Source organism: Pseudomonas ulcerans (assembly GCF_036324125.1).
Classification (GTDB): domain Bacteria; phylum Pseudomonadota; class Gammaproteobacteria; order Pseudomonadales; family Pseudomonadaceae; genus Aquipseudomonas; species Aquipseudomonas ulcerans.
The window spans coordinates 46,614-72,285 of sequence record NZ_JAZDQN010000017.1 but is presented as its reverse complement, the minus strand read 5'-3'; the positions used below and the strand labels follow the sequence as shown (position 1 = coordinate 72,285).

Annotated in this window: 14 protein-coding genes and 1 pseudogene; 8 read left to right on the top strand and 7 right to left on the bottom strand. The window is 62.2% G+C overall.

Going from position 1 to position 25,672, the window contains the following annotated elements; translation table 11 throughout:
- Positions 1-5: 5 nt before the first annotated feature.
- Both V0R59_RS16780 and V0R59_RS16775 read right to left on the bottom strand, forming a co-directional pair.
- Entirely contained in the window at positions 6-1,256 is a 1,251-nt protein-coding gene (locus V0R59_RS16780; protein WP_330074030.1) for a glycosyltransferase family protein, read from the bottom strand.
- Positions 1,257-1,583: 327 nt separating this feature from the next.
- The gene (locus V0R59_RS16775) at positions 1,584-2,174 is read right to left on the bottom strand and encodes a DUF3238 domain-containing protein (RefSeq protein ID WP_330074029.1); all 591 of its coding nucleotides are present in this window, start codon (positions 2,172-2,174) and stop codon (positions 1,584-1,586) included.
- A 182-nt stretch (positions 2,175-2,356) separates the two neighbouring features.
- On the opposite strand from V0R59_RS16775, the gene V0R59_RS16770 reads away from it, so the two are divergent.
- The 4 genes from V0R59_RS16770 (at position 2,357) to V0R59_RS16755 (ending at position 17,964) form a co-directional block, all read left to right on the top strand.
- On the top strand, positions 2,357-9,580 hold the full coding sequence (locus tag V0R59_RS16770) for a coiled-coil domain-containing protein (RefSeq protein WP_330074028.1): 7,224 nt from the start codon (positions 2,357-2,359) through the stop codon (positions 9,578-9,580).
- A gap of 24 nt (positions 9,581-9,604) precedes the next feature.
- On the top strand, positions 9,605-15,859 hold the full coding sequence (locus V0R59_RS16765; protein ID WP_330074027.1) for a hypothetical protein: 6,255 nt from the start codon (positions 9,605-9,607) through the stop codon (positions 15,857-15,859).
- Between the two features lie 65 nt (positions 15,860-15,924).
- The gene (locus V0R59_RS16760) at positions 15,925-17,265 is read left to right on the top strand and encodes a hypothetical protein (RefSeq protein WP_330074026.1); all 1,341 of its coding nucleotides are present in this window, start codon (positions 15,925-15,927) and stop codon (positions 17,263-17,265) included.
- A gap of 78 nt (positions 17,266-17,343) precedes the next feature.
- Complete coding sequence (locus V0R59_RS16755; RefSeq protein WP_330074025.1) at positions 17,344-17,964, top strand: dTMP kinase; 621 nt, start codon at positions 17,344-17,346, stop codon at positions 17,962-17,964.
- A 10-nt stretch (positions 17,965-17,974) separates the two neighbouring features.
- Here V0R59_RS16755 and V0R59_RS16750 read toward each other — a convergent pair whose 3' ends face one another.
- The 4 genes from V0R59_RS16750 to V0R59_RS16735 all read right to left on the bottom strand — a co-directional run bounded on the left by V0R59_RS16750 (position 17,975) and on the right by V0R59_RS16735 (position 21,454).
- On the bottom strand, positions 17,975-18,418 hold the full coding sequence (locus V0R59_RS16750; RefSeq protein WP_330074024.1) for a GNAT family N-acetyltransferase: 444 nt from the start codon (positions 18,416-18,418) through the stop codon (positions 17,975-17,977).
- A 136-nt stretch (positions 18,419-18,554) separates the two neighbouring features.
- A complete protein-coding gene (locus V0R59_RS16745; protein ID WP_330074023.1) occupies positions 18,555-18,992 on the bottom strand; it encodes a copper uptake system-associated protein in 438 nt (145 codons plus the stop codon).
- Between the two features lie 55 nt (positions 18,993-19,047).
- Entirely contained in the window at positions 19,048-20,964 is a 1,917-nt protein-coding gene (locus tag V0R59_RS16740; RefSeq protein ID WP_330074022.1) for a TonB-dependent receptor, read from the bottom strand.
- Positions 20,965-21,070: 106 nt separating this feature from the next.
- Complete coding sequence (locus tag V0R59_RS16735; RefSeq protein WP_330074021.1) at positions 21,071-21,454, bottom strand: DUF2946 family protein; 384 nt, start codon at positions 21,452-21,454, stop codon at positions 21,071-21,073.
- A 601-nt stretch (positions 21,455-22,055) separates the two neighbouring features.
- On the opposite strand from V0R59_RS16735, the pseudogene V0R59_RS31960 reads away from it, so the two are divergent.
- The 4 genes and pseudogenes from V0R59_RS31960 to V0R59_RS16720 form a co-directional block, all read left to right on the top strand.
- Positions 22,056-22,316: pseudogene (locus V0R59_RS31960) on the top strand (methyl-accepting chemotaxis protein); the annotation flags it as partial.
- 12 nt (positions 22,317-22,328) lie between these two features.
- On the top strand, positions 22,329-22,730 hold the full coding sequence (locus V0R59_RS31955) for a CZB domain-containing protein (protein ID WP_375547353.1): 402 nt from the start codon (positions 22,329-22,331) through the stop codon (positions 22,728-22,730).
- Between the two features lie 157 nt (positions 22,731-22,887).
- Positions 22,888-23,871 carry a 5'-nucleotidase gene (locus tag V0R59_RS16725; protein ID WP_330074019.1) on the top strand — a complete coding sequence of 328 codons (984 nt, stop codon included), beginning with the start codon at positions 22,888-22,890 and terminating at the stop codon, positions 23,869-23,871.
- A 20-nt stretch (positions 23,872-23,891) separates the two neighbouring features.
- On the top strand, positions 23,892-24,542 hold the full coding sequence (locus V0R59_RS16720) for a DCL family protein (protein ID WP_330074018.1): 651 nt from the start codon (positions 23,892-23,894) through the stop codon (positions 24,540-24,542).
- Positions 24,543-24,672: 130 nt separating this feature from the next.
- Here the strand turns inward: V0R59_RS16720 and V0R59_RS16715 are convergent, their stop codons facing one another.
- Positions 24,673-25,668, bottom strand: coding sequence for an NAD(P)H-quinone oxidoreductase (locus V0R59_RS16715; RefSeq protein WP_330074017.1), 996 nt, complete (start codon positions 25,666-25,668; stop codon positions 24,673-24,675).
- Positions 25,669-25,672: the final 4 nt, after the last annotated feature.

Below are 25,672 nucleotides of genomic sequence, written 5' to 3'. Positions count from 1 at the left end.
GCGAATCAGCCGATGGTTCCCGCCAGCTCGACGGCGGGCAGGGGTTGACGCCGAACCAGTCGGTCAATGACCTCGGCGGTCTTGCTCTGGCCCTGGATACCGTGGGCCAGGTGGTACTCGGCGAAGGCGCGGGCGTTGCGCACGGCCTCCTGGTAGTTGTGCGACAGCCAGTCGAGGCGTGCTTGCAGCATGTCCGGATCGCTGACGCAGGTGCCGAAGAAACGCGCTTGTTCAAGGATGTCGGGATCGTCGCTGGCATTCACGTACACCACCGGACGATTCGCCAGGCTCGCCTCCAGGGCCGCGTTCGACATGATGTTGAGGACCACCGAACTCTGCCGCAGCGCGCCGGCCAGCGAGGCGTCCGGCAGGGCCAGGTGGATGTTCGGGTGATTGGCCGCGGCGTCCTGCCAGAAGGCCATGCGGCTGCGTGGGTGGGCCTTGAAGGTGACCGGCACCTGCGGATGGCGGGCGGCCCAGTCGCGGATCAGGGCGTAGGTGCGTTGATAGCCAGGGCGGGCTTCCTTGTCGGGGCCGACGCCCAGGACCAGGACGTGCAGTTCGTTTTTCGCCGCAGGCAACGCGTATTGCGGATCGACCAGGTAGGAACCGGTGAGGATGGTCCGGGTCGTGCCGAAACGCAGCGCCCGCCTGCGCAAGGCCTCCAGGGAGCTCTGGCCGAAGAGAAAGTAGTAGTCGTAGTCGGTCATGCTCAGGCGTCGCGAATGATCGACCGAGGTGGCATGGGACAACTGCGCCAGGAACTTGCCCTGGGCATTCAGCGCCAGGCGCAGGAAAGGTATGACCAGGCTGCCGTGACGCTCGTTCAGGACCAGCCCCGGATTGTGCCGGCGCGCCAGCCACTCGGCGTAGGCGGCATGGGCGTAGTAGCGCAGCGGCACTGCGGCGCAGGGGCGATACAGGTAATTGTGGCGGACCGCGACACCCAGCGGCTCGATAGCCGCTTCGACAACCTGGTGGCCGAGGCGGCGCAGGGCGTCGACCAGGCCGGTCTTGCGCCGTTGCGCAAGCAGCCTTGGCGAGCCATGCAGGACCAGGATGCGCTCGGCCGGACTGCTGGTTGCCCGGCGGGCCCGCAGGCGTGCGCCCAGGCCGAGCATGAGATCGAAGGAGGTGTCACGCACGACCCGGACGGTCGAACCGATCAGCCCATGTTTTTCCCGCAGCAATGCCCAACGATAGGCATCGAGTTGGCGGGCCCGGGTTTTCCAGGGATGGCATCTATCAGTAGTCATAAGATACGGCAGCAATGATGGCAATTAGATACTTAGCTAGGTAATTAATTTGCCAAGGTTAGCAGTCGTGGACAGAGCGCTCTGTCAGCCTTTGGTAAGGGGTGAGTAAAGAACAGGAGGAGAGTGTGCAAAGCGTTGAAAAGGGCGCGATTGCCTGGCCTTTTCGGATTGACGGTCGCGAGGGCGCACTCAAAGACGGGTAACGAGTTGAAATTGCACAGCGGTGAAATAAAACCGAGATTAAAATTCCAATGAAAATTAGTTTGCACCCCGACTATTGCGGGGTGAAAACCTATACAAGCCTGTTCAATACGTACAAGTTCGTGTCTATAACGATTTCCAAGGGATCTTTATATCTTGATCGCCGGTCCCTGCCAGCGCCGATGGATCTTCACCCTGTTTTACCGCATCCCATTCATAGACCGTCTTGTTATTGATCTGCAGGGTGTAGTTGGGAAAACCGTCATGCATGCCATCGACACAAAACTGTATGCCGCCGGCCACCTTGCGCAGGCCCACGGTGATCGTTGCATCGATGTGCGGGGCGAACGTCATCATCGGGTTGCCGCCGTCCACGGTGAATTTCATGGCATGGCTGGCACCTTCCATGGCCGTCCACACCACGTCGAGGTTGTCCGTCGTGCGCGCCAGGGTGGCCGTCCCGGTGGGCTGCGCGCCTGGGCGCAGGGCGCGGAACCAGTCCGGCTTGCCGGAGATGGGCGAGGCATCAGCATTGGCGTATTCACGGGTGGTGCCCCATGCCAGCGCGGGCAGTTTCAACGACGCTGAGCCCGCCTGGTCGAGGTCCAGTGTCGCGCTCGGGCTGCACTTGGTTCCGCCGTTGTAGGTGTAGGCAAGGTAATAGACTGCTTCGCTGGGAATACCGATCGTTAGTTTGACGGAAACGTTGTTGGCCACGGCGATGTTCCTTTCAAGTTGTACTTCAGCAACGGTAGCCAGAAAAAAACAGTTTGCCCGAGTAGCACAAAGGAAAACGACGACTAGCATATTGCTATTAATGCAGCGTCTGCTCTTGCAGTCGGTTGGCGCATCCAATAAGGCGATGAATTGCAACTTCCGATCTCACAGGGAGGTGGACGATGGCTGACCGATTTCTGGCGTTTCGTTGTTTCGGTAAATTTGCATGGCCGCCGCTGAAGTCGGCCAGGACCGGGCAGACCGTGGAAGGTGTGGTCGAGATCCATTACCTGCTCGACGCAGCGAAGAAGGAAATGGTGGGGTGCGCGCGCTGGGTGCCCAGCAAAGAATGGAATCCGCAACTGGCGTTCAGCGACCCGCTGGCCGGGATCCCCACCGTGCCAGACAAGCAGGAAGACGCCGAGCAGAAGCTTTCGGGGGCCGCCAACACGATCCTCACCTGGCGCTTCGACAAGCGAGGCGTGGTGCTGGCGTTCGAAGGCGTGCAGGTGTTCGAGCAGTACGCGGTGAGCAAGGACAGTAACGGAAGCTTCCAGCAAGCGCTGGACTTGAGGATCCCTGTAGTTCGCGAGCATTTCCCGAAAGCCGGGGAAGAGCAATACACCAGCCGGGTCCTGGTGGGGCAGGACCAGGACGCGCTGCTGCGCTTCGATCTGGCACTGCCGTTGCTGGCGTCGCTGGATGCAGAGCAGTTCAGGGCAAAGCGGGCGTTTGTCGCATTCTCGGCGTTGTATCCCGCACGGCGCGCCACCGCTCAGTTCCCCGCGGCTGCACAACCCCTGTCCCTGGACAACATGGTGTTCGGTCGACAGGACCGCTCGACCGGCAATATCGATTTCAGCAAGCTGCAGGCACCTTCGATGAAGGCCGTCGGCCGTTTCGGCTTCGCCCGGTACCCCTGGAGCGATAACACGGGCAGGTTCGTGAAGCTCGATATGCCAGGTTACTGGGCCACGCGCGAGTCGATTCTGGGGGATCTGCTACCCACGTTAGGTTTCCGCACGCACACAGCCAAGCCGGATTCATTCGAGGTTCTGCTCGACCGGGTGAACATCCTGTTGCCGGCGCCCAGCATCACCTTCGGTGCCTCCGCCGAGAAGGATGGTCCCGGCTTTCGTATCGAGCAGCGCTTCGCCCTGAATGCCACCCCCGTTTCATCGGGCTCTGCCGACTCGTCGGACATTCGCGTGGTAGCAGACAAGAGTATCCAGTTGCGCGCCGCCGGCATGGACGGCATCTGGCTCACGTTTGCCGAACAGTTGCATATCACCGTGGTGTTGAGCGGAGCGGTCAGCGACGTCTGGAGCGATCAGCACGCCAGCTCGCTGCAGGTCACCATTGGCGGCATCACCACCTACACCGGCAACAAACTCGCGCAGTCTGGCGCCAGCTTCGACCCGAACGGGAAGGGTGCCGACCTGCTGGCACTGCTCCGGGCAGCCGTTGCCTCCATGGACAGTGCACGCTTCGCGCTGCACCAACTGGCGCCGGACCAGCCCCAGTCGATTCTGCCCAGCTTCTCAGGTGCACCTCCGACGGGCAGTGCGGCACTACATTTCGGGCTGTTCGCGGGCCGGCGCAAGGGATCGCTCTCCGCCGGCAGGCTGGCGCTCGACAGCGAGGCGTGGACCTGGTCGGCGATGCTGGCGAATCCTGAGGATACGAGCATCTTCAATGACCGCGTGCAGGCCGCGAAGCAGGCGCGCATCCCCTTGCAGGTCAGCTGGCCCTCGCTGCATCGGCAGCCGACGCCTGCGGGATGCTATCTGGTCCACCAGGCAGAAGGTCCGCAGGAGGTACTCCAGGGCATACGCCTGGGCCTGGTCCAGACCGACAAACCTGCCGGCAAGCTACCCGTCAGCGCCCAACTGGGCGGCCTGGAGCTGATGCACGGCAACCCAGTTTTCGTCAATTCGGCACGGATTCATCTGCGCCTGCGGGCTGACCCAGGCGTCCTCGGCACCTCTGCGGTGCTTGGTATCAAGGTGGGGCTGGATCTGGCTGTGACCCGCGTAGCCCCCGTGGCGGTGGACGTCCTGCGCGGCGACCGCACGGGGCGCGCGCAGCCCTTGCTGTACCAGGAGCCGCAGACGACAGTGGGCACCGGCCAGTACTGGCTCAAGTGCACCGAGGAGGTCCGCGGTGATCGTCAATGGCGCTTGCTGGCCACGCTGCTGGAAGACGTCCAGAGCAGCGCGGATACCCAGAAGAGCCTGCTGATCGGCGAGCAACCCTTCACCTTCCAGCGTTTCTATTCCACCCCGCTGGACATGCTCGGCAGTGAGTCCAATGCAATCATCGCCAGCTACGACAGTGACGACCGTGGCTGGAAGTTCAAGCAAACCAGCGGGCTCTATCACTATGTGCTGCCACCGCAGGTGATTGGCGAAAGCATGGACAAGCCGCGACGGCTCGAATTGCAGGACGCCGAGGTCGAGAAAGAGTACCAGACCGACGGATTCGTTCGCCCGATCGATCAGCGCTGGGATCCGAAGACCAACCCGCCCTACCGCAGGGCTGTCGAGTTCCGCCTGACACCCGCCGCCCACCTGTGGGTCCAGCCGTCCGACGTCGAGCGCAACTACGTGCTGCCGGAATGGGCCGCCGGCGACCTGTTCAGCCAGCGTGGCGAGCTGGGCCTGGGCTGCGCGCTGGACTCGCTCAGTGGCGAGTTCCTGTACGGCCTGGCCTTTGGCGTCACCCCGCGACTGGAGCAGGGCACCGCCCGCCGTACCCGCGTCGCCGAAATCGAGGCGCTGACCGGGCGTCCCGTGCCGCCGGACGAGGGCCACAAGGAAGAGCGCTGGAACAAGCTGTACCAGGTCATGCAGACCCGTCCGCAGCGCCTCGAACTGTGGGCCGACGATCCCTCGCAGCGGATGCAGTTCGCCCCGGTGCGTTTCAGTGATGGTGCGCGTTTCGCCTTGCGCTCCACGGCGCTGCACCGGCCAGCGGTGGCGGCGCTGGAAGTACCTTTCGAAGAGAGCAAGAAGCCAGGACTGCCAACCCAGGAGGTGCCCGACCTGTCCCCGCGCCTGCACCCGGCGGGCCTGTCCGGAGGCGCCTTGTGGCCGATCGAGTCGGCCAACGTGCTGCGCCTGGTTCTGGCCCAGCCGCGGGCCAGCGGCGGTTCGATCGAGAACATCGCCTTGTCGCCGCTGGGTGGCGATGCCGACCAGACGGTGAAACTCAACAACAACCGGGTATCGATCATCAGCGAGACCCGTGGCGGCTTCGTCCAGCGCCAGAAGGTCGAGGTACTGGGCCGCATCGGAGCGTTCTGGCACCGCGCCAAGCATGTGGTGGTGTACGAGCGCACGGTCAATCCGTCGGCCCAGTTCACCCCGGAGGGCGGCCTGGGCACCCGGACCCGCCGCCCGGTGCTGCGCAAGGTCAGCGAATACATCGAGATCCTCGAACCGGAACGGCACTACCCGGACATGCCCACGGCGCCGGTGCATACCAGTTGCTTCCTGCGTGCCTTGCGCTTCAACAAGCGGATCATCCCGGTAGACAGCTTCTGGGCGGAGGACATCGGCACCGTGGGCTGGAGCATTCCCCTGTGGAACCGCCATGCCGCCCGGCAGCGGCCGCAGGTCTACGGGATGCCGGACGTTGCCTTCGTCACCTCTGCCGAGGGCGACGGCGACGACCCGCTGGTGGCCCAGGGATGCCTCGATCCCGACAACCTGTACTTCTTCGCCGATACCAGCCTGGAGCAGACCGACGACACCAATGCCTGGGGCGTACGGCGGGGTATCGACTACACCGACCTGCCACCGCCCAGACATACGAAAGACTCGGCGACGACTGCCACGGTGCCTCCAGGCTTCGCCAGGTTCACCTGGCGTCTGGCGCCGGCGGCGCAACGCACACGGGTCAATGCCGGGCGGGCCGACAAGCCGGTGTACGTGGGGCTGGAGACGCTGACCTTCATGCGCGCGGGCCGGCAGGAAAAACAGCCGGACATGGACAGTTCGGCGTGGAAGCTGGTGAACGAGTTGCCCGAGGCCCTGAGCAAATTGCCTGGGGCGTTGTTCGATGGCGTCCTGAGCAAGGGCAAGGTGGTTGCCGGACCTTTGCAGCCCTTGTCGAGTTGCCTGGCGGATGTCAGCGAGTTGCCTGCGACCAGGCCTTCCGATCCAGCGGCACTGGACGCCCTGAAGGCGCGGCTTGTTGCGTTGGGTGATGCGGCAAAACAGGATGTCATCGCCAAGAGCGGTATCCAGGAGCACTTGCAAGAGCTGGCGGACAAATGCAGCAAGGCCTTCAAGTCCTTCGAAACCCCTGTCAAGGATCTGGATAAATGGGTGCCTCCTTCATGTGCTGCCTTGCAGAACAATCTCGCCAGCGCAATCACGGCCAGGCGCATGGCCATGGTGCAGGAGCTGGAGGCGTGGCGGCAGGAACAGATCCAGATCCTGTCCAAGGCGATACCCAAAGAGTTCGCCCTTCGTAGCGAGTTCGAGTCCTACCTGACCGCGAAGTTGAACACGTTGCTGTTGCCGCTGTTCGAATCAGCCACGGCGGAACTGGGCAAGCTTCGGCGGGGTATCGAAGTCACCCGGCTGACCGTCGACGGGGCGATTGCTTCTGGGCATGACGGTCTTGACCGGGCACGTGCCGAACTGGATACCTTCAAGAAGGCCATCGATCAGGCAAAGCCCTGGTCGGAGAGCCGTGCAAAAGACCTGGAGCAACAGATCGGGCAAGCCTTGGCCCGTACCAGCGATGCGCTGCAGGTGGAGGTCGGCAATGCCCGGCAGCGTCTGTCCGTGGAGCTTGACGACTTCGCCCAGCGTATCGGCGTGGCCGCCATCCGTGGCGTCGATGAGGCGCTTGCCGGGAGGGCACTGCAACAACCCTTGGCGCGGTTCCTGGCGAGTGTGGCGAGCGTATTGCCTGACGAACGTACCGTGGCTGACTATGTGGCCAAGGTCGAGGCCGCGCTGAAGGCGATCGGGTCGACGCCCGAGCGCGACGAAGCGCTCAAACCGATACGCGGCGCATTGACTGCCATTGGCCAGAACCTGATCAAGGCACGCCAGTCTTTAAGGACGCCGGGCGAGTCGGACGGCCTGCTTTCGCAGGCAGCCAATAAATGTGCCGGCCAATTGATCGAGGCGCGTAACAGCTTGGTCAAGGCGTCCGAGGACCTGAGCACCGATCTGAAAACGGCAGTTACCGATATCGAGGCTGACCTGTTCCAGGCATTCGAATCGGCAAGGGCCACGCTGTCCATCAGCATTCCGGCCGAGGTCGAACACTTGCTGGCAACGTTCTCGCGTACGGAGGAATGGGCCGATTATCTGTTCGAACAAGCCCGGACGGTGCTCGACGACACGGAGCAATGGCTTGTAGAGCACACCCAGCCGTTGAAAGTGGAACTCGACAGAGTTGTCGGGGAAACGCTGGATAAGGTGAAAAGCGCGGAGGAAGCACTGGGCAGCAACGCGTTGGTCGCGCAACTGGTCAAAGGATTGCTGGGGTTGCCGGCAGTGGTGCTGGTCATCGACCGGGCCGGGCCGGCGGCGTTCGACACGACGCAGGAAGTGCAGACGCGCCTCAAGGCGGCCATCGACCTGGTCAATGCCTGTACCGATGAAGTGATCCGCGGTCTGGATAGCGCCGCAATGCTGCTGGGGGGGCTCAATGCCGAAGTGCAGAAAGCCTGTCAGGCCGTCTCCAGCGGGCTCGGCGGGTTGCGCGACCAACTGACCCGGGCGGTTACCGATACACTGGGGCCGCTCTACGATTGTCTGCACGATTACCAGGCCGGATTGTTCGGCAAAATCGACGACTTGCTGAAAACAGACGAACAGTACCAGGACCTGCTCGGCCAACTGGACGCGTTCGACCACGAGGTCCGCGGCCTGTGCAACGACCTCGCCACCACCCGCAACCTGGTCGAAGGCTACGGCGAGCGCGTGGTCGACGCCGTCGGCCGCCTCGGCGAAGGCGGCCTGCTGGCAGCCCCCAACAACATCCTGCGGGCCATGGCTGCCTTCGGTTCCACGCCGGACCTGCCGAACCTGGACTTCTCGCGCCTGACCTCGCCGTACTTCTTCGGCTGGGCCGAGGACCGGGTGGACATGGCACCTATAAATGCCTGGTTCGGTCGCCTGGGAGATGACCTGAAGGCGTTGGGCCTGGACATGCAGATCGATGCGTTAGGTGAGCGGTTGATCCCGCTCGACCTGACGAAGCAGGACATCGGCCAGGCCCTGCAGAAAATCGCCGGCCTCGACCTGCGCAAGCTGCTGCCCGGCTACAAGCTGCCAGCCGCAGCCAAGGACGCCATCCGCGTGACTCACGAGTTCGACAAGAAGAACCTGCGGGCCTGGGTCCAGGTCGATGTCGACCTGCCGCTGCCCGAGCGTCGCTCGCTGTTCAGCGTCGGGCCGGTGACCCTGGACCTGATGAACGCGAGGATCACGGCGGTAGTGCGCCTGGAAGCGTCGAAGGACAGCGCCGAGGTGGCGCAGACCGGCACGGCGACGCTGCTGACCGACTTCGATGCAGTGGTTGCGGGAACGTCCATGGTCACCCTGAGCCAGGTGGCGGTGCGGTTCGACAGGAACAGCGGCCTCAAGGTCGATTTCGACCCGCGCAAGATCCGTCTCAACCCCAGCTTCCAGTTCATCCAGAACACCTTCCAGTCGATCTTCGGCGACGAGATCGGCGGGCTGAAGATCATCAAGGACAACGGCATCCCGATCGGTGTCGAACACCTGTTCGCGCTGCCGCCCATGGGCATGATGTTCGGCACCAGCGGTGTGCAGAACATCCAGATCAGCAACGCCTTCCGCCTGCTGGCCTATCCCGACTTCCTGATCAGCAACAGCTTCGCCCTGGCCCGCGCCGACCTGCCGTTCCTGTTCTCGGTGTTCATCATCGGCGGCAGCGGCTGGCTCACCGTCGACATGAACTACCGGCCGTTCAACAACGAACTGGCGGTGGTGGTGGATGCGGCGGCGGGTGGCTCGGGCTCGCTGGGGTTCTCCTTCTGCGGCGTGTCGGGGACGGTGTCGATCTCGCTCAACGTCGCGCTGACCTACCGCAAGCTGATCGGCCGGCCCGGCGGCGGCCTGACCGTGTCGATGGTGGTGGTCATCGTCGGCGTGGTCGACGTGCTGCGCATCGCCAGCGCCTACCTGTCGGTGACCCTGCGCCTGAGTTACCAGGACAACGGCGATATCGATGCCACCGGAAGCTTCCGGGTCAGCATTCGGATTTCGCGGTTCTTTACCGTGAGGGCCGGGGGGCAGGCGCGCTATCGGATGACGGGGGGGCGCAGGGAAGTAAACAGCAGCACCAACAGCGATGTGCGTGCCGAGAGCCTGGAAAAGGCCAAGAAACTGATCGATGGACAGGGGAGGGCATAAAGGATGATACGGACCATCTACTGCATGATCGAGGAAGAACTGGAAGGCTTCCAGGACGCCGGGCAGCGAAGCTTCTCGGTTCGACTGGCCTTGAAGGTCGAGGAACTGCAGGAGGGAGATAACGCCCGGTCGGCTTATCAAGAATTCTTCAAGCTGTTGAAAACCGGCGCATTGGAGTTCCGCGCCTATACGGTCCGCCTCGACGGTTCTCTTGGGGTGAAACCACAGGTTGCGCCGGCTGCTACCAGCACGGTGTTGCTCGACGCTTTCGAAGGCTGGCTGGACGGCCATCAAGGAGTGAAGAAGAACAGCCCATCAGACTTCAGGGCTCCCCGCAGCAGCACTGGCAGCGGTTTCGACAACCCTGCGATGCTTGATGCCTTCAGCGTACTGGTTGGCGCCTCCAGTTGGGTTGCCCCGGTACCGCAATCCCTGGGGCTGGCCTATGTCCTGACAATCGAGGATACGGGTAGCGACGACGTAGTGTTCCAACCCTATGTCGGCGATCCCAGTCTACCGGCCAGCGACAACGCACAGGTCGATGAGATGGACGTGGTGTTTTCCTACCCGTCCTCGGCGGTAGCCGACAGTTGCCGCTCGAACCGTGCTCACCGCCCGGTGCTTGGCGACATGCTGATCGATCCCAAGTCAGGTTTCGTCCAGTTCGCGGACGACGCGGCCGACCAGGAGGCGTATCGGACACTGACCCGGCTGGAACAGCGGGCCGGCTCGCTGTTCACCGGTTTCTTCGCCGTTACCGAAGTGCAATGGGAAGCTGAGCCGCTGCCAGTGCAAAGGGTGCGCCGCGAGGCCTGGCGGGCCTTGGCCACGCTGTCCACCAGCCTGGATACCCTGCTGCTGGCACTGACGATGCCGCATGTCGACCCCGCCGGGTTCAGTCCCCGGGACGGTGGCTTGCTCGGACCGCTGCTCAATCTTTTGATCGAGCGCCTCGAACAGAAGAGTATCGGTGCCGATGCCCCTCGGTCCGTGCTGCGTAACGCCATTCGCCAAGTCATCCAGTCGAGACTCAATCCTGCCGCTGCAAAGACCGACCTCGACCTGCTGCTGGCTATCTGCCGACCGCAGGACCAGGCGTTCGCCAGCCCGCAGTCGTCGCTGTACCGACTGCTGCAGGCGAGCGTGGATCCGAAGACAGACTGGAAGGCATTGGAAAACACCTCGCTGGACACCCTCAGTGCCGAACTGGCGCCCTTGCAGGATGCGATCCTCAGCGAGAAAGGTTTCGAATCGACCGTGGTACGCCTGTTGCGGCACTTGGGCGGTCAGATCTGCATCGAGATTCACCAAGCCGTCAGACCCTTCGAAATCCGCAAAGCCGTTAGAACCCTTAACTCCATCAAGACCCTGAGTGTCGCCAAGCAGTCGATGCTGCTGGGCTATGACCAAACCGTGGTTTATGTCATCGAGAAGTCAGTGCTGCAGGCTTACGACCAGAGCGTGGATGATTTCCAGGCACTGCTGGACACCGGACTCAACGGTGCCGACGCCGCGCGCCAGTCGGTCGGCAAGCTGATCTGCGATATAGCACTGCACCAGTCGAAAGCGCTGGGGATACCGTTGAAGGAGGCGGTCCGGCAACTTGCGTTCTGGAAAGCCCGGCTCGGTGTCGCCGCGCCGACAACCTTTGCGCAGGCTACCCGGTCGCTGCTGCGTTGCTGCGCATTCCTGCCGTCATACGAAGTATTTTTCGCGAAGCAGTCAGACGAAGTGCCGCGGGATCTGTGCGCACTGAAGTCCCTGGGCAAGGCCAGCAGGCAGATGCAGGCATCCGTGCTGGACGACCTGTTCGCGCCGACCTTTGCACGCTTCACCCCAGACCTTGCGCCGAGCCCCCTGGCAATTTCGCTGCCCCTCGACCCGGTGGTCGACGATGAGGATCTGGATGCGTTCGCCGCCGCCTTTTCCGGTATGGCACTGGGTCTGCGCCATGCCTTCGACGATCAGATTCCTGGCCCCTGGGCGTATGCCAACCTCGCCGACTTCCACCATCCCACGGTTAAAGCAGAGGCGGCACTGGGCGATGTCCTGACCGTGCAGCCGGTTCCCACGACCATCAATGATGGCCGCCGCTCCCTGTTCCTGCACTATGACGGATTACCGCTGGCCAGCAGCGCTTTCGATGACAGCCTGCCGGACGCAGGTCTCGATCCCGTGGGCAAGGCGTTTTTCGCGACGGACTATCCGGGCAGCCTGAAGAAAGACTTCGAACCGCTGCCGACATTGGCCTATGGCGCACGGTACGACGTCTTTGCCCATGTGGTCGGACGCAGCGGAACCCTCCCGGCAGGCATGCAGGGCGAGCAACCCTGGTCGCCCGCGCCGATCCCGACCGGGGACGAACCGCCGTTCTTGACACTGCCCTATTCACGGCGCACTGCCATCGGGCGCACGACCATCAGCGACGCGGGCGCCACGCGGCACCTGGGCCTGATCCCATCGGGGTTGCAACCTTTGTCGGCGGACTATCCACGCCTGGGCTTGCACGGCGACGGGAGCCTGGCCCTGGACCTGTTCCGTCAGGTAAATGGCAGCGGCGCGCTGTATCTGAGCGAAGACGAGCCATTCAGGGACATCCACCTGGAAGATTTTCGTTATTCGGGGCCTGATGGCGGAACCTTGTCGATCGAGGTATGGCATGGCGCGGCCTCGCACACCTTCACGCAGGTGCTGGTCGCGGGGCTTTCGCAGAGCAAACGCCTGTCGATACGGCTGGAAGGCAAGGTGGTCACGGTCGAATGCGAGGGCAAGCGGGACAAGCTCCCAAGAACGCCTGGCCCCGTTTCATTGTGGCTGCGTGTGAAATTGACCGGAGCAGAAGTGGCAAGCGTCAGCTTCGTCGACCCCGCCGCGTCGACGCAACGGACCGCAGGCCAGGGTCCGAAGGACAACAACCTGCTGTTGCTCGGCGCGCCCTTCCAGGGCAAATGGCGGCCGCCTTTCCACAAGGAGGCAACCCTGCGCGTGACTTTTCCACGGGTTCCCTACAGCGATTTCGTGCGCTGGATCGCCAATCCGAAACTGCGCGGCGAGGTGTTCGAGGGTTTGAATGGGGAGACGCAGATCAAAGACTTCCTGTACCTGCTCGAAGCCGCCAATATCGACCGTTCACGGGATCTGGAACTCGGCAAATTGCTGGATGCACTGCTGGATCCGGCCGTGAGCAGTCTGCGGCTTGACGTGGTGGTGATGGACGGGCTGATGGATGCACCCGAGCAGTTGGGCAAACTTGAGAAACTCAAGCCCCAGGCGATCCGCCCGATCAAGATTCCGTCGCTCGGCAAGATGCTCAATGGAATTTTAAATTTCGACAAGCTTGTCAAGGACGGACAGATCAAGGAAATCCTCGGGCAGTTAGACCGGCAATGTCGCCACACCCTGACGATCAGCAGTTTCGAGAGCGGCAGCAGCCAGTCACTGTCGTTCAAGGACAGTACGTTGCAGGTTCCCGCCGGAGCCTGCGTCCAGCTGTGTGCCAGGCCACAAGTCGAGTCGCGGCGGTTCGAGTCGCGCGTCATCGACGAACGTCTCAAGGAGCTGGCCGTGGGTGAACAGGGCGGTCTCGTCGTGTTCGAGGGGGCGAAGGTCCTGGTCGAAAGCATGCCGGGCCCCTTGTCGGTGCCAGCCGGCAACACGACCGGACTGCTGGCCAGCCGCGAAGAATGGACGAGCCTGGCCCTCGGCCTTGTCAGCTACGAGCCTGTCGGCAGCGCACGCAGCTATACGCTCAAGGCCGGCGGTACCCTCGAAGCTGCCGCCAAAGATCCCAAGGCATGGCGTTGGCGGCAACTGGGCGCGGTCACCGTGCTGACCCAGCGCTGGCGCTTCGACGGCAAGCCAATCTATGCCTGGATCAATCCTAAGGCACACGATGACATCAGCCCCATAGCGCCCGGCTGTGCGTCGCGCAAGCTCAAGGCTGACGGCCGACTGGCCCGCTTCGAGCAGCAGGCCTTTGCCGGACGTGAGCGGGACGGCCAATCCTCGACGGTCAACCTGCTTCCCTGGCCCGCCGTAACGACCCTGCACACCGCGCATTGGGAAAAACCCTCGGCCACTGTGTTCCGTCACCGCTTCACCTTGCATTCGCGCTACACCCCGGCCTTTGAGCGGGACACGGATGGGCAATGCCAGGCATGGTCCGACGCCCTGGAACAGGCCTGGCTGCGGGTAGCCATGCTCGCCGAAGCCTCGCGCATCGAACTGACCCGCCCGCAACTGCGCGCGCTGATTCCCCTGACCCAGTCGCCGGAGGAGGGCGCGGGCCTCACGCCGCCGCTGATGGCCATCCTGCAGGAGCGGCCGTTCGACTACGGCGGCCTGGCCGATCGGGTGATTGCCGAGATTCGTTCCGGTATCGGTTACGAACTGCCCGCGGCCCAGGAAAACGCCCTGGCATCGGTGGTCCCGGCGGATATACGCAAAGAGATCGGCCGCGATCCGCGGCTTGCCTACGAGCCTTTCGACCAAGCCACGGGGCAGGGCGTGCTGCTCTCCGTGGAGGGGCCGATCGGCCTGACCTTCGAGTCCGACGCGGTGGCGGCACCGGCGTTTCCCAACAGCGCACTGGTGCTTGACCCGGTGAGCCTGGAGATCGACAAGGAGGACGGCTCTCCCCTGAAATCACTGGATCTGGAGGAGCACTTCCTCAGCGTCGGGTTGCGTCGTTATCTGCATCCGCACTGGCTGGTCAGCACCATCAAGAAGGAGAGTTCCCCGGACTTCAGTGGCAACTGCTGGATCCAGTTTCCAGCAACGCAAGGCACGCTCACCATTGGCCAGGGCGCCGGTTTGATCAAGGTGTTGGAGTTCGACGCCTCGCAGCAATGTGAGGTGACCCTGGATTGGCGCGTCCTGGATCCGACGGTAAGCCTGGGTAAAAGGATGAAGCTGGTGAGCCTGCCATTGGTCAAGGAGCTTGCCGGCTGGCAGTGCGCCTTGCTGCATACCCCCGTGAACGACAGGCGTGCCGTGCTCGCGGTCTTCCTGGTACCGCCAGAGAAGCTGGACGAGGAACGTGGAGCCGGTAATGCACCGAAGCTGCTGGCGAGCATCGAATGGAACCTGCCTGCAGGTTTTGGCTGGGATCACCTGGTGCTGGAGGCGAAAGACCTGTGGTCGTGCGCCGTCGGCGTCAGCCAGACCACCGCAATGCACTGGGCGCGCACCAACCGCAACTTCGCCACGGTCATGGTCGCTGGTGAAAAGCTGCTGGAAACGGGGAAGTCCTGGCCGGTGACAGACTTGCAGGCTCGCCTGAAAAAAACCGGAGAAACCGAAGAAACCGAAGGAACGCTGGAGTTCGCTACCCTCACGGCACCTGCCGATTCCCTCTGGCTCAGGCCCACGCAAGCGGCGCAGCCATACCCGACCCATACCCAACGACATCTCGCCCTGTTGTTCAGCGAGATGCGTTCCGGTCTGGGTCGGTCGCTGGAGCGCCCCACTGCGTTACATATGCTCGGTGCCAAGAGCCTCACGGTTACGAAGGGCAGCGTGCCTGACGCCGGTAATAGCAGGGTTCGGGTGATCGAGTTCGAAACCCCGGCGATCATCCTTGGCCATGGCTCCGATGCGATACCGGACCACTACAAGTACGGTTACCTGGACCTTGTGGCACCGGGTGTCGTGCCCGCGAAGCCCGAAAACAAGGTGCTGCTGTCACTGCACCTGCGTGTGATCGCCAGCTCGGCTACGCGTACCGAACTGACAGAGTTGCGTTTGCGCCTGCGCCCCGAATCGGCGACTGCAAGCCCGGGCAACGTCCTGGTGCTACGCCCTATAGCTGGTGAAGAGCTGGCCACGCTCGATGTGGGCCTTGAGTTCGATGCTCAGGGGGCAGCCAAGGTATCGAAACCGTCACAGGTGTACGCCCTTGGTCAGCGCGACGCCATTGCCGCCGAATGGCAGGGAGATCCATGGGGTACCGATGCGACCAAGGGTATCAAGGGGCTGGCTATGACGGTGGAGTCGGCGACGTTCAAGGACGGCAATCCTCGGGAGCTCTGGCTGGAGGTGTCGATGCTCGCCAGTTCGTACGACGATAAAGTCGGCAATGAAGAAGATGGCAATAAAGACGACGATAAAAACCGTGCTCGCGACGGTTTCAACAGCACTCTGAACCTCGACTGGTTCTTCGGCTCCGACTCACTACCGACCGACACCGCCGCAAACGCAGACAAGCTGAGGGAACTGAAGGAAGTCCAGGCAAGAATCATCTCGGTCTCGCCAGGGATTTCCTTGACGTTGAGCGAGTGAGGCAAACGGATCAGCCAACCGCGTGCAATCCGGCCCGCGGATCATCGAGACAAAGGACGAGTGCGATGAACAAGACACTGTGGCGACTGATGGGCGCATTGCTGGCGCTGAACCTGCTTGCCGCCGGAGGCGCGAAGGCCGAGGACAGCTTGCAACTGGCGACAAAATGCGTGGTGGTAAGGGATTCAGAGCTTTTCGAAAGCAAACCGACCGAGCGCAGCGGCACGCCGCTGGCAACGGGTGAAAGCAACCCCGACCCGGCGTGCGCCACGCTTGGCCTCGACACCAGTCCATTGGTCGGTACCGGCGACTTGATCATTGCCGTGGACAAGACGGCCTTCAGCGCCTCGCAAGCGTCGCACGGCGACTTGAGTGGGGCGTTCGTGCTGTATCTGAATGGCGTGGCCCTGCCAAATGATGCGCTGTTGATCGCCTCCGAAACGGTCGATCCGTTTGTCCAGCTCAGGTTCAGAATCCGCCAGGGGCCGGAGACCCAGCGCTTGTGGTCGATGTTGTACGCCGATGGTGCCTTGTTCACCTCCAAGGAGCTGTACGCGGCGCTGGGATGGCGCTCCAGCAACGATGCCGCGCTGACGATGATTCCGTCGCGTGGCCAGGGCACAACGGTCAGCATCACCACCGGATACAGGTTGTCGTTTGCCCTGTTGCTGGTCGCGCTCGTGATTGGTGCCATTGTGTATCTCGGCAGAGCGACGGACACCCTGCGCGACGAGTCGGACGCAACGATCCCGCCATGGTGGAAAGACGCCCAGTTGCTGCGGGTCGCATTGGCGCAGTTGGCGGACGGCGCGGCACGCGACGACTACCTCAAGGCCCAATACGCCACCTACGATCCGGCTAGCGCGCCTCAATATGAATACCTGGCCAATCAAGCCCTCGCCGGCGAGCCGGTGGCGACAGCGGACGTCGACGGCACCTGCTGCGGCCTGGCGCTGCGCAAGCTCGACTGGCAGCCCGTGCGTGCGTCCTTCAGCCTCAGCCGCACGCAAATGGCGCTGTGGTTTACCTTCGCCGTCGCCACCGGGCTGTTCCTCTGGCTGCTGTACGGGGACCTGCGCCGGATCGACGGATCGCTGCTGGTCCTGCTCGGCATCAGCGTCGGCACGGCGGGGCTGTCCTGGATCACCGACCGCAATGCCCCCAGCGGCCGCGGCTACGTGCCGACACGCGGTTTCTGGTACGACCTGCTCACCGGTTTCGACGAACGCAAGCAGTTGCATCGCTACCAGGCGGTGGTGGTGAATATCCTCTTGCTGGTGGTGGGGATCTTCCATGTGCAGCAGCAACTCAGCTATCCGGTGTTCGATCCGACCTGGCTGATTTTCCTGGGAATCAGCGGGACCGCTTATGGGGTAGGCAAGCAGGTGCTGGAATCGGGGCGCTGAGTGGCGTGCTGGAGCGCCGATCACCGCAAATCAGGGTAGAGTTCACCTCCCTCCCTTCAATTGATCGTTACCTGAAGCATGAATCATCCGTTGTTCGTTTCGCTGGATGGCCCCAAGGGCACCGGCAAGACCACCTTGCTGGAAGCTGTCACCCAGGCCTTGAGGGCCACCGGTGAAAAGGTGGTGCGCCTGTGCGAGCGCAACAACGATCCCGGCCGGGCCGGGACCATGGCCCTGGTCAACGAAGTCGCCCGCCACCCCAGCCGTGAACTGGAACTGACGATTTGCCAGCGCCTGGCCGACAGTCGTGTCTGGATCTCCCGGGAGGTACTGCCCAGGCAGCCCGCCGGCAGCATCATCCTGATCGACCGCTGGTACCCGTCCGATGCCGCGTTTCGTCGCCTGGTTCCCTTCGACGAGATCCTGCAACTGAACCTGGAGCGGGATGTCCGGGTGCCGGACCTGCATGTCGGCGTCGTCACCGAGCCCGAGATTTCCTGGGCGCGGGCGGCGGCGCGGACACGCGGCCTGAGCAGCACGGTGATGTTCAGGATGGCGGAGCAGGTGGCCTGTACCGAAGCGTTCGAGCGGGCCGTGGCGGAGCACGGCTGGATGCTCTGTCGCAACGAAGGCACCGTGGAAGAAGCGACGGCGCAGGTGGTGGCGCAGATCCAGGAAGTGCTGCGCGCCACCCGGTGACTGCGCCTTGTCAAAGGTACTGGTGATACGTCACGAATTCGCCTTCCCGCACATAGCCCAGCGATTCGTAGAGCGCCTGCGCGGCTTTGTTCGAGGTGGCGGTATCGAGGCTGATACGGTCGGCGCCTTCGGCACGGAGCAGGGTGGTGAGGTGGTTCATCAGGTGGCGGGCGTAGCCGGATTTGCGTGCTTCAGGCGCGACGAAAAGGTCGTAGAGCCAGTAGAAACGCTTCATCGCCAGGGAGCAGAGGGCCGGGTAGAGCTGGGCGAAGGCGACAGCGCTGCCGCGATCGTCCAGGACAAGAAAGATACGGGAGCGGTTGTCCTGAAGGTTGGCCTGGAGGAAATCGCGGGAGGCGTCGAGGTTGTCGGGAAGCTCGTAGAAGATCCGATACTGGTTGAACAGGAGGGCGGCCTGCTCCAGGTCCTTCAGGGTGCATTCGATGATTTGCATGTGGCGCTCCTCTAAAACGCAGTCAGGGATGGAATGCGACCAGGCTTATTACCGCACTGGTTCCATTACCTGACACGCACGATGGTTTGATGGTTGCCAACGGGAATGAGCAAAAAAACCAATACCGAGGCTGAAGTCAATGATTGCCATGAGCCGCATCACGTTCAACCTTGACCACGCCCTGGAACAACGCGAACTGCTTCACCCGCTGCGCCGGCTGGGTGCTTTCAGCCTTGCGTACCGCCCGGCTCAGTTGGGCCGCCGTGCTTTCGTCCAGCCCGGCGCTGCGCAGTGTCTTCGCCTCCAGCAGCGAATCGCCGGCACACAACACCACGCGCCATCCCTGCGGGCCCTTGCGCAACAGCGCCCGGCCGCCCCGCTGGTCCTGCAGCCAGCCGGCCACGGCGTGATCGCCCTCGACGGTGACCGGGCCTACATCCAGCGGGGCGTCGGGACGTTCGAAGTTGTGTCGCATCAGGTGCTCGATACTCTGTTGCTCGCTACTGACATCGGCAACGGCCAGCAACGGGCTGCAGGCCAGGAACAGGGCCAGGATCGGTGCTTTCATCTGCATGTGGATCTTCCTTTTCAAAGGCTGCCGGCCGAATGCCGGCAGCGTCCTGTGGGGCTCAGAAGCCCATCTTCACACCCAGTTGCGCCGAGGTTCCGGGCATCGGGTAGCTGGTGCGGTAGGCGTAGTCGCGGTCGAACAGGTTTTCCACGGCAACGAACAGTTCCCCGACCTTGCCCAGCGCTGGCACGGCGTAGCCGACACGCAGGTTGACCACGGTGAAGCTGTCGACCCTGGAGAAGTTGCTGGCGCCGGCGCTGCGTTCTTCAGCCAGCACGTACATGTCCTGCTGATACTGCGCATCGGCGGACAGCCGCCACTGGCCGATCTCGTAGGTCGTACCCAGCGACAACGACTTCCGCGGCGCGTAAGGCAAGGTCTTGAGCGACGGATCGAGCCAGGTGAAGCCGACGAAGCTGCTCCAGTTGCCGGTCCAGCGCTGCTGCCAGGTGGCTTCGGCGCCCTTCATGCTGTAGTCGCCCAGGTTGATGTACGACGGTCGCGATACCGCCGGCGGGAAGGCGAACAGGTAGCGGTCCTGCAGCTTGTCCTTGAATACCGCCAGGTCCAGGGTGGTGCTGTCGATCGGGTTGAAGCGCACACCCAGTTCCTGATGGTCGACCTTCTCCGGTTTCAGGTCTTTCCAGGTGTCGCCCAGGGCCGGTATGAGGCTCGACATCACCGAGGCTTCCAGGCCTGGGTAGTTGATGCCGCGCGAGGCATTGGCGCGGAACTCGACATTCTCCGATGAGAGCAGCAGTCCGGCGTGAGGCGCGGTCGCGCTTTCGAAGACATTGTGATCGTAGGTGCGCACGCCGGCCGAGGGTGTCAGTGTCCAGCGGTCATCGAGGACAAAGGCATGGCTGAGCGCCAGATGCGGCGAGGTCACGCGCAGGGTTGGAGCCTCGAACTTCGCAGGCACTGCCGGCGCGAGGCGTTTGAAGCGCACCTCACCCTTGCTCTCGTCGATGTCGAGGCCCAGGGCGACCTCACCGCCTTGCCACGGGCGCAGTTGCTCTTCCCAGCGGATGCCCTGGAGGGCGAAGTCACTGATGGTGTCGCCGTCCAGTCCGGTCTGGTCAAGCGCCGCGCCGCGGCCTTCATTGTGGTAGACCTTGAGGCTGCCCTTGCCCCAGTCATGGTCGTGGGCCAGGGACAACGAGGCCAGCGTTCCCCGCGTGTTGAACTCACCGTTCCTGGTGTCCGGCAGGCCTTTCTGGCCGGGGTCGGAAACCTGGTTGTTGGCGTGCAGCACCAGCAGTCCCGTGCTCCAGTTGTCGTTCAGGCGATAGCCCAGGCGGGCGAGGCCATTGTTCAGGCGGCCATCGCCGTCGCTGCGGTCGCCATCGGAGTGCGCCGCGCCCTGGGCCAGCAGGTAGTCGAAGGCACCTTCACGGCCGATCAGGCTCGCTTGCTCGGTGGCGGTGCGGAAGCTGCCGCCGGTCAACTGCAGTTCGCCGTGGTGGTTGTCCCCCGCTTCGGCGACCCGGGGCGTCAGGTCGATGGCGGCGAAGGTGTTGCCGAACTTCTGCGGCTGTGGCCCCTTGTGGACGCTGATGCTGTCCATGGCATTGATGGGCAGCAGATCCAGCAAGGGATGGCCCCAGACGCCCATGTAGAAGGGCACGCCGTCGATGTAGGTCTTGATCTCGCTGCCCGGGCGGCTGGCACCCATGCCGCGGATATACACCGCGCCACCTTCGGCGCCGCCGAACGAACCTACCGGATTGAAGCGCGAGACCACCACGCCGGGCGTGCGCCGCAACGCAGAAGAGAGGTCGAGGGCGTTCAGGTCGCGGATCTGCTCCCGGCCGACGGTGGTGGTCAGGCTGGCGAAGCTGTCGCTGCTGTTCTGGTCGATGACGGAGGTGCCGACGATCGCGGTCGCGTCCAGCTCCACCGCGTCAGGCTGGGCCAGTACGGTGCCGCTGGAAAGGGCCAGTGCGGCCGCGCAGCAGAGGGTCTTGTTGTTCATGCCTTGAGTGTTCCTGGTGCAAAGAGTCGTGATGCAGCGCTTCCCGGCGCGCAGGGGTGTTCCCATGTGCTGAAGCCTGGGGGCGCGGGATGGCAATGGACGAGGGTCAGTGCAGGGCAGGAGAGGCGCGGGGGTTGGCGGGCGGCCAGCGATGCCGTGGGGCGGCGTAGGGATGATCGGGTAGAAGGCTGCGCAGGAAGCGACCGGCACCGACGAGACCCGTCAGCAGCAGGGGGAGGGCCGGGGCGCCGGTGTGGCTGCACAGCGGGCAGTCGAGGGAGGTGCCGCCCCCGAGGGTGTCACCCAGCCAGTGATCGAAAGGTGCGGGTGCCGGCGTGGTACCGGAATGACTGCAGAACGCACCCTCGACACCCGCCAGCACCAGGCCTGCCGCCTGGCCGTGTCCCAGGCCGCAGTGCAGCAGGGTGAACAGCAGGCTGGCGTAGAGGATCCAGGCGAGGGTTTGACGGCGTCCTGCGGGTCGATGCATGTCCTTTGCTCGGCAACCACGGTGTGAAAAGTCTGGCGGTGCGTGAGTCTAGCAAGGCTGATGGCGTTTTGCTTGGTGCGACAGGTCAGGAGAAGGGTGGCCCGGTTTTCAACGCTACATAGATGCAGGTCACGCCTGAGGCCGTCTTTCCGGCTGACAATGTCCTCGATGGTTAATCAGCAGGGGAGAAATGCACGTGTGGTGGTGGAACAAGGAGGCGCAAGAGAGCGCCGAGGTGCAACGTCTGAAACAGGCCTTGCAGGCAGCGGAATCCGACCTCGCCGCAGCGGATCAACGGACTCGGGAGGCCGAGCGGCAAGCAGCCGAATGCCAGGCCAACAGTCGCAAGTTCGTCGACCTGGCGGCCAACCTTGCAACGTTCTCCCATTCCCTGGAACTGACCCAGTCATCCTTTGCCAGCCTGGCAGGCTGCATGGGCGATGAAAAGCAGCATGCGGTCGAGGCCCAGCTCATCACCCGGGAAAGCCGGCAATCCATCGACATGATCGCCGGCAACCTGCAGACCCTCGCATCCTCTTCCGAGGATGCGTCGCAACGGGTCGGGCAACTGGACGAGCAGGCGCAGAAGGTGGGCGGCATCCTGCAGATGATTCGGGAAATCGCCGACCAGACCAACCTCCTGGCGCTCAATGCGGCCATCGAGGCGGCGCGGGCGGGCGATGCGGGACGGGGGTTCGCGGTGGTGGCCGACGAGGTGCGCAAGCTGGCCAAGCGTACTGCCGAGGCTACGGCGGATATCACCCAACTGGTCGGCCAGATTCGCCAGGACAGTGCCGACAGCCGCGACCAGATCGCCGTGCTGGCTTCGCGTTCGGCGACGTTCAGCCAGGATGGCCAAGCGGCGGCCGATACCATGCGGCGTTTGCTGGACATGTCGACCAAGACAGAACAAGCGGTGTCGTCCTCGGCGCTGCGCAGTTTCTGCGAGCTGGCGAAGGTTGATCATCTGATCTACAAGTTCCGGGTCTACAAGGTGCTGTTCGGCATTTCCACCGAGACCGAGAGCAGCTTTGCGGCGCATACCCATTGCCGGCTGGGCAAGTGGTATTACGAAGGGGAAGGGAAGACGAGCTACTCCCAGCTACCGGGTTATCGGGACATGGAGGCGCCGCACAAGCGTGTGCATGATGCCGCGTTTGTGGCGTTGAAGGCGCATGCCCTGAATGATGTGCCAGGTTTGCTCAAGGCTGTGGCCGAGATGGAGGATGCCAGTCTCGGTGTGCAGGAGTGTCTGGAGCATATGGCTTCGAGCTAGGTTGATCCTTGGTCGAAATTGAAAGAGACGTCAAAAAATGGAATTTTCTGGGTTAACTCGGCAGTTGCTAATTGACCCTGAACTTTGGAGTATGACTCGATCAGGTGCACGGGCTGGTCGGGGGTTCATGAATCAAGCGTCATCTATGGAGAGCTGTATGCCTTATGAGCTAAAAGGTCGCCTGGTCATTGGTGTGGCTTCCAGTGCTGTGTTTGATCTACGTGAGTCTGACTCTGTATTCAAAAGCGACGGTGAGGAAAAATACCGCAAATTTCAGGAAGCAAACCTGAATAACCCCTTGCCAAAAGGGATCGCCTATCCCTTCATCAAGCGTCTTTTGTCAGTGAACGACCTTTCACCCGATCCATCCGACCCTCTGGTTGAGGTGGTTCTGCTTTCTAAGAATGATCCCGACACGGGCATGCGTGTGATGAAGACCATCGAGTACTATGGCCTCCCCATGACGCGTGCCATTTTTATGCAGGGCCAGTCCCCATATGAATACATCCCGGCGTTGAATATTGCTCTCTTTCTATCAGGAGACAAAGAGGATGTGGATGCTGCGATCAAAGCTGACCATCCTGCAGGACGGATGCTAGATTCAAAGTTTGATGACGATGAGAGCGACCATACCTTGCGTATTGCATTCGACTTTGATGGTGTCCTTGCCGGCGACGAGTCAGAAGCCGTGATGCAGACAGGTGGGCTCACGAAGTTCCACGATCATGAAGTCAAAAATGTCATGCAGCCCCATAACCCTGGGCCTTTGAAAGAGTTCATGGTGCGATTGGCAAAAATCCAGTCCGTGGAGGAAGAACACAAAAAGCGCAACCCGGCTTACAAAAACCGCATTCGAGTGTCCATCGTCACAGCCCGAAATGCACCTTCCCATGAGCGTGCACTGAATACACTCAAGAGTTGGGGCGTGATGGCGAACGATGCCTTCTTCCTCGGCGGTATCGAGAAGGGGAAAGTGCTAGCTGTACTCAAACCCCATATCTTCTTTGATGACCAATCAGGTCATCTCAAATCAGCGAGTGCCGTCGTACCATCGGTGCATATCCCGTTTGGTATCACCAACCAGGCAGCTCCCGACCAACCTCCTACCGCGGTGCCAATATCCGCTGAAGATATGGCATAGGCTCCTGAAGGAGTACATGGATGTACTGGTTAGGCCCATTCGAATACCCATCCAAACAAGCTCTCTTGGATCGCCTTAAGCACTTCATCCGCAGTGCCGACCTCGGGCAGATTAATCATCCAGTCGCCGTGCAGAAACTACACTTGCTGCTGGCGCTGCATCCTGAGGCAGACAGGAAAATCGGTGTGGGCGTTGATCATTTCCGATTGGAGAGAAATCAACTCGCAGGCCGCGGACTTCGGTTAGTGCGTTTCGATGGCACGAGCGACAGCTTCTCCTACAAACGCTGTATCACTGGCGTAACTCAATCCCATCATGGAAAGGTCTGTGAAGCATTGAGGTTTGCTGTTAGACCGCAGATGGAGGCTTTTCGCGAGTCCCTGGAATGGCCTGTGAAGTGCGCGATAAAGGGCGTTGAAATTGCTCATCCCAACGACTTGCACATCGATCATAAGGTCGCATTCTGGCGTCTACTGGAACAGTTCTGTAGCGAGCACGAGATAGAGCTACCCAACCTGCAGGTGGTCGGAAACGGGATGACGCTTGCTTTGGCCAATCGTCAGGTAACCGAAGCGTTTATCGAGTACCACCACCACCATGCTCAACTTCAGCCGACTTGCCGGGAAGCTAACGTGTGGAAAGGAGGCCGGCTTCAAATTGCTACTGAATGACCTCCGTTCCGCAATTGTCCATTCCCATCTACAGAATAGCGCGCCAGGAGCGTGCTGCGCACAAAAGAAAGCCCGCCGGAGCGGGCAAGTGGGCTAATCCTGGCTCATCACAGCCAGGGTTGGCTCCAAGTCAGGCTCCAGGCGGCATAGTCAGAATGATTTTCCCGACGTTGAGTGAGGCCTCCATTTTCCGGTGAGCATCCGCGGCTCGCGCCAACGGGAAGGTGCTATCGACCACAGGTTCGAGACTGCCTCCTCCCTCGAAGCGATCGAGCCAATGTTCGCGGAAGCGCCTGACCATCCCATGCTTTTCAGACTGTGTGCGGGACTTCATCACCGTGCCGATGATCTGCAGATGGCGATACAGAATGTCCTCCAGCCTGAGGCCGACATCGCCCCCACCGCCCAGGATACCGACCTGCACCAGGCGGCCACCCTTGGCGAGCGACTTGATATTCCTGGTGAAGTAGGGCTCACCTACAAAATCGATGATGACATCCACACCTTGCCCATCCGTGTGCCTGGCTACGACCTGGGCGAAGTCCTGCGTTTTGTAATCGATGGCGAAGTCGGCCCCCAGATGCTCGACTCGGGACAGTTTGCCGCCATCGGTCGTGGCGAAAACCTTGGCGCCTGTAGCGTAAGCAAGCTGTACGGCTGCCGAACCTACGCCGCCGGCAGCGGCATGGATGAGTACCGATTCGCCTTGTTTCAGTTTCGCCAGGTGGATCATTGCTTCGTGAGCGGTCACAAAGACTTCCGGGATCGCCGCAGCATGCACGTAGTCGAGATCGGCAGGAATCGGCATCGCCATGCGGTAATCAATGCGCGCGATTTCAGCATAGGCGCCGCCACCCACAACCCCCATCACTCGATCGCCGACTTGATAGCCTGAGACCTCACTTCCAACCTCGATCACCTCACCCGAAATTTCCAGGCCGATGATCAGCGAGTCGCCGAAGTCGGGGCGCCCATAGCCACCGGTACGATGGGTTAGATCAGCTCGATTGACGCCGGCAGCGTGCACGCGGACCAGCAGGTCGGCGGGACGGACTTCCGGCACGGGTACATCAGTCACCTGGAGGACTTCTGGGCCGCCAAAGGTTTCAAAGGTGATCGCTTTCATGGGG

Excerpts from the sequence above, each read along its gene's own strand:
- V0R59_RS16780 (WP_330074030.1), bottom strand. The coding sequence starts at position 1,256 with ATGACTACTGATAGATGCCATCCCTGGAAAACCCGGGCCCGCCAACTC.
- V0R59_RS16770 (WP_330074028.1), top strand. The coding sequence starts at position 2,357 with ATGGCTGACCGATTTCTGGCGTTTCGTTGTTTCGGTAAATTTGCATGG.
- V0R59_RS16765 (WP_330074027.1), top strand. The coding sequence starts at position 9,605 with ATGATCGAGGAAGAACTGGAAGGCTTCCAGGACGCCGGGCAGCGAAGC.
- V0R59_RS16760 (WP_330074026.1), top strand. The coding sequence starts at position 15,925 with ATGAACAAGACACTGTGGCGACTGATGGGCGCATTGCTGGCGCTGAAC.
- V0R59_RS16755 (WP_330074025.1), top strand. The coding sequence starts at position 17,344 with ATGAATCATCCGTTGTTCGTTTCGCTGGATGGCCCCAAGGGCACCGGC.
- V0R59_RS16750 (WP_330074024.1), bottom strand. The coding sequence starts at position 18,418 with ATGCAAATCATCGAATGCACCCTGAAGGACCTGGAGCAGGCCGCCCTC.
- V0R59_RS16745 (WP_330074023.1), bottom strand. The coding sequence starts at position 18,992 with ATGCAGATGAAAGCACCGATCCTGGCCCTGTTCCTGGCCTGCAGCCCG.
- V0R59_RS16740 (WP_330074022.1), bottom strand. The coding sequence starts at position 20,964 with ATGAACAACAAGACCCTCTGCTGCGCGGCCGCACTGGCCCTTTCCAGC.
- V0R59_RS16735 (WP_330074021.1), bottom strand. The coding sequence starts at position 21,454 with ATGCATCGACCCGCAGGACGCCGTCAAACCCTCGCCTGGATCCTCTAC.
- V0R59_RS31955 (WP_375547353.1), top strand. The coding sequence starts at position 22,329 with ATGCGGCGTTTGCTGGACATGTCGACCAAGACAGAACAAGCGGTGTCG.
- V0R59_RS16725 (WP_330074019.1), top strand. The coding sequence starts at position 22,888 with ATGCCTTATGAGCTAAAAGGTCGCCTGGTCATTGGTGTGGCTTCCAGT.
- V0R59_RS16720 (WP_330074018.1), top strand. The coding sequence starts at position 23,892 with ATGTACTGGTTAGGCCCATTCGAATACCCATCCAAACAAGCTCTCTTG.
- V0R59_RS16715 (WP_330074017.1), bottom strand. The coding sequence starts at position 25,668 with ATGAAAGCGATCACCTTTGAAACCTTTGGCGGCCCAGAAGTCCTCCAG.